This window comes from Kitasatospora sp. SUK 42, assembly GCF_015776785.2.
GTDB lineage: Bacteria > Actinomycetota > Actinomycetes > Streptomycetales > Streptomycetaceae > Kitasatospora.
The window spans coordinates 1,033,393-1,039,535 of sequence record NZ_LFMD02000003.1 but is presented as its reverse complement, the minus strand read 5'-3'; the positions used below and the strand labels follow the sequence as shown (position 1 = coordinate 1,039,535).

6 protein-coding genes are annotated in these 6,143 nt (G+C 72.0%); 3 read left to right on the top strand and 3 right to left on the bottom strand.

The annotated features are described in order from the left end of the window. Nucleotides 1-231, top strand: a 231-nt coding sequence (locus tag RZ50_RS29125; protein WP_254802487.1) for an IS30 family transposase, incomplete at its 5' end; no start/stop codon positions are given. Between the two features lie 77 nt (nt 232-308). Here the strand turns inward: RZ50_RS29125 and RZ50_RS14340 are convergent. Both RZ50_RS14340 and RZ50_RS14335 read right to left on the bottom strand, forming a co-directional pair. Next, the gene (locus tag RZ50_RS14340; protein WP_196949942.1) at nt 309-980 is read right to left on the bottom strand and encodes a TrkA family potassium uptake protein; all 672 of its coding nucleotides are present in this window, start codon (nt 978-980) and stop codon (nt 309-311) included. Further along, nucleotides 980-1,648 (bottom strand): TrkA family potassium uptake protein, encoded by a 669-nt coding sequence (locus RZ50_RS14335; protein WP_196949943.1) that lies wholly within the window; start codon nt 1,646-1,648, stop codon nt 980-982. Before RZ50_RS14335 ends, RZ50_RS14340 begins: the two co-directional genes overlap by 1 nt. A 246-nt stretch (nt 1,649-1,894) precedes the next feature. Between RZ50_RS14335 and RZ50_RS14330 the strand changes: the two genes are divergently transcribed. Both RZ50_RS14330 and RZ50_RS14325 read left to right on the top strand, forming a co-directional pair. Further along, nucleotides 1,895-3,970: an APC family permease gene (locus RZ50_RS14330; protein ID WP_254802705.1), complete on the top strand. Its 2,076-nt coding sequence runs from the start codon at nt 1,895-1,897 to the stop codon at nt 3,968-3,970. 359 nt (nt 3,971-4,329) lie between these two features. Next, nucleotides 4,330-5,679: a class I SAM-dependent RNA methyltransferase gene (locus tag RZ50_RS14325; RefSeq protein WP_196949946.1), complete on the top strand. Its 1,350-nt coding sequence runs from the start codon at nt 4,330-4,332 to the stop codon at nt 5,677-5,679. Nucleotides 5,680-5,817: 138 nt separating this feature from the next. Here RZ50_RS14325 and RZ50_RS14320 read toward each other — a convergent pair whose 3' ends face one another. Continuing rightward, on the bottom strand, nt 5,818-6,012 hold the full coding sequence (locus RZ50_RS14320; protein WP_196949945.1) for a hypothetical protein: 195 nt from the start codon (nt 6,010-6,012) through the stop codon (nt 5,818-5,820). Between the last annotated feature and the right edge of the window lie 131 nt (nt 6,013-6,143).

Genomic DNA, 6,143 nt, shown 5'->3' with positions numbered 1-6,143 from the left:
CTCGCCACCGACATCCCGGTCTACTTCTGCGACCCGGCCAGCCCCTGGCAGCGCGGCTCGAACGAGAACACGAACGGACTGCTGCGGCAGTACTTCCCCAAGGGCACCGACCTGTCGGTCCACACCCCGGAACACCTGGCGGCCGTCGCCGACCAGCTCAACCGCCGTCCACGCAAGACGCTCGGCTGGGAAACCCCAGCCGAGCGCCTGGCTAAACTCCTCGCGGCCTAGACAACCGACCACGTGTTGCAACGACCACTAGAAACCGCCCCAGGGGTGCGGGCCCTCCGCCGTGCGTGCGGGCAGTCCTACTGGGCGCCGGAGGTGGCCGACAGCAGCTGCTCCAGCTCCTCCTCGCGCTCCTGCGCGGCGACGAAGAGCAGCTCGTCGCCGCCCTCCAGGGTGTCGTCCTTGCCCGGCACCAGCACCCGGCCCTCGCGGATGATGGTCACCAGCGCGGTGTCCGGCGGCCAGGCCACGTCGCCCACCCGGGTACCGACCAGTTCGGTGTCGGCGGCCAGGGTCAGCTCGACCAGGTTGGCGTTGCCCTGGCTGAAGCGCATCAGGCGGACCAGGTCGCCGACGCTGACCGCCTCCTCGACCAGCGCGGACATCAGGCGCGGGGTGGACACGGCCACGTCCACGCCCCAGGACTCGTTGAAGAGCCACTCGTTCTTCGGGTTGTTCACCCGGGCGACCACCCGCGGCACCGCGTACTCGGTCTTGGCGAGCAGCGAGACGACCAGGTTGACCTTGTCGTCACCGGTCGCGGCGATCACCACGTGGCAGCGCTGCAGCGCGGCCTCGTCCAGCGAGGTGATCTCACAGGCGTCGGCCAGGAGCCACTCCGCCAGGGGCACCCGCTCCACCGAGATGGCGTTGGGGTTCTTGTCGATCAGCAGGACCTCGTGGCCGTTCTCCAGCAGCTCGCCCGCGATCGAGCGGCCCACGGCTCCGGCACCGGCAATGGCGACCCGCATCAGTGACCCTCCTCCTTCGGCCCCTGCGCGAACGCGGCCTCGACGGCCGTCAGGTCGACCCGGCGCAGCATCACGTGCACCAGGTCGCCCTCCTGCACCACCATCTGCGGCGAGGGGAGCACTCCCTCGCCGAGCCGGGTGACGAACGCCACCCGGGCGCCGGAGGCCTCCTCCAGCCTGCTGACCCGCTGGCCGACCCAGCTCGGGGCGTACGCGACCTCGGCCAGCTGCACGCCGCCGCTCGGGTCCTGCCACAGCGGCTCGGCGCCGCTCGGCAGCAGCCGGCGCAGCATCTGGTCGGCGGTCCAGCGGACCGTCGCCACGGTCGGGATGCCCAGACGCTGGTACACCTCGGCGCGGCGGGGGTCGTAGATCCGGGCGGCGACGTTCTCGACGCCGAAGGTCTCCCGGGCGACCCGGGCGGCGATGATGTTGGAGTTGTCACCGCTGGAGACCGCGGCGAAGGCGCCGGCCTCCTCGATGCCCGCCTCGCGCAGGGTGTCCTGGTCGAAGCCGACCCCGGTCACCCGGCGCCCGTTGAACCCGGCACCGAGCCGACGGAAGGCGGTCGGGTCCTGGTCGACCACCGCGACCGAGTGGCCCTGTTTCTCCAGGGCTCTCGCGAGGGCCGAGCCCACGCGGCCGCAGCCCATGATGACGATGTGCACCGGCGCTACCTCACCCGTCCCGAAGGGTTCTTGACCTGCGCAAACACCGTTCATCTCCCGTTCCGCCCGGCTGTCCCGGGGCGAGCGTTCTCGTGGGGTGTCGGCCGGACTCCGCTCGACAACCAGAGTGTTGCCCGCCGACTCGTATCCGACACGCTAGCCGGTCCACCGAACGCAGTCGCGACGAAGGGGGGGATAAACGGCGCAAGCCCGGCTGGGAAAGCCCTACGATTCCTTAACGTGCCTATGCCGACTGACCTTCCGAAACGCATCCTGATCGGGCGCGCCCTACGCAGCGACAAGCTGGGGGAAACGCTTCTCCCCAAGCGGCTCGCGCTGCCCGTATTCGCCTCGGACGCGCTCTCCTCGGTCGCGTACGCCCCCGAGGAGATCCTGCTCACGCTCTCCATCGCGGGGGCCTCGGCGATCCACTTCTCCTGGCAGATCGGCGTCGTCGTGGCGATCGTGATGCTCGCCGTGGTCGCCTCGTACCGGCAGAACGTGCACGCCTACCCCAGCGGTGGTGGCGACTACGAGGTGGCGACCGTCAACCACGGGCCGGCCTCCGGCCTGGTGGTCGCGAGCGCGCTGATGGTCGACTACGTGCTGACCGTCGCCGTGTCCACCAGCTCGGGTGTGGCCAACGTGGTCTCCGCCGTACCGGCGCTGCGCGGGCACGAGTTGACCCTGTCGGTGATCGTGATCGTGCTGCTGATGGGCATGAACCTGCGCGGGGTGCGCGAGTCGGGCACCGCCTTCGCCGTGCCCACGTACGCCTTCATGGTCGGCGTGATCGGGATGGTCGGCTACGGCTTCGTCCGGCACTTCGCGTTCGGCCAGGACATGCCGGCCGAGAGCTCCGCCTTCCACCTCGCGGCCACCCCCGGCAACGACTCGCTGGCCGGGTTCGCGATGGTGTTCCTGCTGCTCAAGTCCTTCTCCTCCGGCTGTGCCGCGCTCACCGGCGTGGAGGCGATCTCCAACGGCGTGCCGGCCTTCCGCAAGCCGAAGAGCAAGAACGCGGCCACCACGCTGCTGATGATGGCGAGCATCGCCGTGGTGATGTTCATGGGCATCATCTGGCTGGCCCGCCTGACCGGCGTGCAGATGGCCGAGAACCCGACCGAGCAGCTGGTCGGCTCCTCGCCCGACTACCACCAGAAGACCGCGCTGGCCCAGATCAGCGAGGCCGTGTTCAGCAACTTCACGCCCGGCTTCTACTTCGTCGCCGCCGTCACCGGCCTGATCCTGGTGCTGGCCGCCAACACCGCCTTCAACGGCTTCCCGGTGCTCGGCTCGATCCTGGCCCAGGACCGCTACCTGCCCCGCCAGCTGCACACCCGCGGCGACCGGCTGGCCTTCTCCAACGGCATCATCCTGCTGGCGATCGCCGCGATCCTGCTGGTGTTCGCCTTCAACGCGGACCCGAACCGGCTGATCCAGCTCTACATCGTCGGCGTCTTCGTCGCCTTCAACATGAGCCAGTCCGGCATGATCCGGCACTGGACCCGCCTGCTGCGCACCGAGACGGACCCGGCCAAGCGCCGCCACATGCAGCGCAGCCGGGCGATCAACGCCTTCGGCCTGGTGATGACCATGGCCGTGCTGATCGTCGTCCTGGTCACCAAGATCAGCCACGCCTGGATCGCGATCGCCGCGATGGCCATGCTGTTCGTGATGATGAAGGGGATCCGCCGCCACTACGACCGGGTCTCCGACGAGCTCACCGCCGCCGAGGCGCCGGACGACGTGGTGCTGCCCACCCGGGTGCACGCCATCGTGCTGGTCTCCAAGCTGCACAAGCCGGCCCTGCGCGCCCTCGCGTACGCCAGGCTGGCCCGCGCCCACACCCTGGAGGCGGTCACCGTCAACGTCGACCCGGCGGACACGGCGGCGCTGCGCGGGGAGTGGGACGAGCGCGGCATCGAGGTGCCGCTGAAGGTGCTGGACTCGCCGTACCGCGAGATCACCGGGCCGGTCCTGGACTACGTGAAGAACCTGCGCCGCAGCAGCCCGCGCGACGTGGTCTCGGTCTACATTCCGGAGTACGTGGTCGGCCACTGGTACGAGCACCTGCTGCACAACCAGAGCGCGCTGCGGCTCAAGGGACGGCTGCTGTTCAAGCCCGGGGTGATGGTCACCTCGGTGCCCTGGCAGCTGGAGTCCTCCGAGCGGCGCAAGCCGCAGAAGGCCTGGTCGGCGCCGGGGGCGGTCCGCCGTGGCGAGCCGAGGGCGCCGAAGGCCGTAAAGTCGAAGGATTCCGTCTCCACCGGTTCGACCGGCGGTGCCACCTCCGACCGCAGCAAGGAATCCTCCCAGTGACGCGCAACACTCCGCCCCGCTCCTCGGGCTCCTCCGGCGCCTCCGGCAAGGGCAAGGGCGCCCGTCGGGGCGGCTCCCAGCCCGGGCAGGCCGCCCGGCCGCGGTGGGGCCGGCCGGCCCGTCCGGAGGCCACCGACCGTGACGGGCTGACGGCGCGCACGGCACCGGTCGTGCCGGGCGAGCCCCGTGCGGAGTCCCCTGCCGAGAAGCCCGCTCGCGCCGAGAAGTCGGCCCGCGCCGAGAAGGGCGCTCGTACCGAGAAGTCGGCCCGCGCCGAGAAGGGCGCTCGTACCGAGAAGGGCGCCGCCGGTGGTGCCCGGAAGGCGCCGCGCAAGCAGGCGGTCCGGCCGCCGAAGGCGCTGCGCGCGGCTCCCGCGCGGGCGCCGCGGCCCGAGACGCCGTCCGGTGACCCGCTGGTCGGGCAGCGGTACGAGGTCGAGGTCGGCCCGGTCGCGCACGGCGGCGGGCACTGCGTGGCCCGGCACGAGGGCCGGGTGCTGTTCGTCCGGCACGCGCTGCCCGGCGAGAAGGTGGTCGCGCTGGTGACCGAGGGCACCACCACCTCGCGGTTCCTGCGCGCGGACGCGGTGGAGGTGCTGGAGGCCGCCAAGGAGCGGATCGAGGCGCCGTGCCCGTTCGCCGGGCCGGGCAAGTGCGGCGGCTGCGACTGGCAGCACGTGACCCCGGGCGGGCAGCGCAAGCTCAAGGCGGCGGTGCTGACCGAGCAGCTGGCGAAGCTGGCCGGGCTGACCCCGGCCGAGGCCGGCTGGGACGGCAGCGTCGAGCCGGTCGGCGGCAAGATGCCGGCCGGGCAGGTGCCGGCCTGGCGCACCCGGGTGCAGTACACGGTGGACGCGGAGACCGGGAAGGTCGGCCTGCGCAAGCACCGCTCGCACGAGGTGCAGGTGATCGACCGCTGCCTGATCGCCGCCGAGGGCGTCACCGAGCTGGGCATCGAGGCCCGCGACTGGCCGGGCGTGGCCACGGTCGAGGCGATCGCCGCGACCGGCTCCTCGGACCGCCAGGTGGTGCTCACCCCGCGCGACGGCGCCCAGCTGCCGCTGGTCGAGCTGGACAAGCCGGTGTCGATCGCCCGGGTGGACGACCAGGGCGACGTGCACAAGGTGCACGGGCGCGGCTTCGTCCGTGAGCGGGCCGCCGGGCGGACCTGGCGGATCAGCAACGGCGGCTTCTGGCAGATCCACCCGGAGGCGCCGGACACCCTGGTCGACGCGGTGCTGGACGGCCTGGACCCGCAGTGGGGCGAGAACGCGCTCGACCTGTACTGCGGCGTCGGCCTGTTCGCGGGCGCGCTGGCCGACCGGGTCGGCGAGGAGGGCGCGGTGCTCGGCATCGAGTCCGCCAAGCAGGCCGTGGTCGACGCCCGGCACAACCTGGCCGCGCTGGACAACGTGCGGATCGAGTGCGACCGGGTGGAGACGCTGCTGCCGCGCACCGGCATCACCGCCACCGACCTGATCGTGCTGGACCCGCCGCGCTCGGGCGCCGGGCGGGAGACCGTCGCGCACTTGGTCGGCCTGGAGGCGCGACGGATCGCGTACGTGGCCTGCGACCCGGCGGCGCTCGCCCGGGACCTGAAGTTCTTCCGCGAGGGCGGCTACCGGCCGGTGTCGCTGCGGGCCTTCGACCTGTTCCCGATGACGCACCACTTCGAGTGCGTGGCGATCCTGGAGCCGGCCGGGGAGTGACCCGCGTGCGGAGGGAGGCGGCACCCGTGCTGGACGGGGGCCGCCTCCTCGCGTTCCGGAGGTCCGTCTCCCGGACCCGGTCGGGTCGGGCTTCGCTCGGGTCGGGCCCGGTCCGAGCGGGCAGGGCCCCGAACGCGGCTAGTCGTTGTGCTCCTCCTCGTCGATGCTGTGCGGGAGGTCTATGCCGTGCTGGGTGGCGAGCCGGAGGAGCGAGGAGATCCGGCCCTCGTACGCCTGGACGCCGTCGGCGTCCCCTTCGGCCCGGGCGGCCGCGAGGTCCAGGCGGGCCTGGGCGAGCTGCTCGCGCAGCTCCTGGTCGAACATGGCTGTCATCGCCGGCCTCCACACCGGTGGGTCGGGGCAACGCTCGGGGAGTTCGGGGTCCCGGATGATGGGGGACTCTTCAAGTCTCGCTCCTTCGGGCGGGAGCGGTCCGGGGAGGGGACCGTCGGGCGGGGCGGGGC

Coding starts and splice junctions, on each gene's coding strand:
- RZ50_RS14330 (WP_254802705.1), top strand. CDS start 1,895: ATGCCGACTGACCTTCCGAAACGCATCCTGATCGGGCGCGCCCTACGC.
- RZ50_RS14320 (WP_196949945.1), bottom strand. CDS start 6,012: ATGACAGCCATGTTCGACCAGGAGCTGCGCGAGCAGCTCGCCCAGGCC.
- RZ50_RS14340 (WP_196949942.1), bottom strand. CDS start 980: ATGCGGGTCGCCATTGCCGGTGCCGGAGCCGTGGGCCGCTCGATCGCG.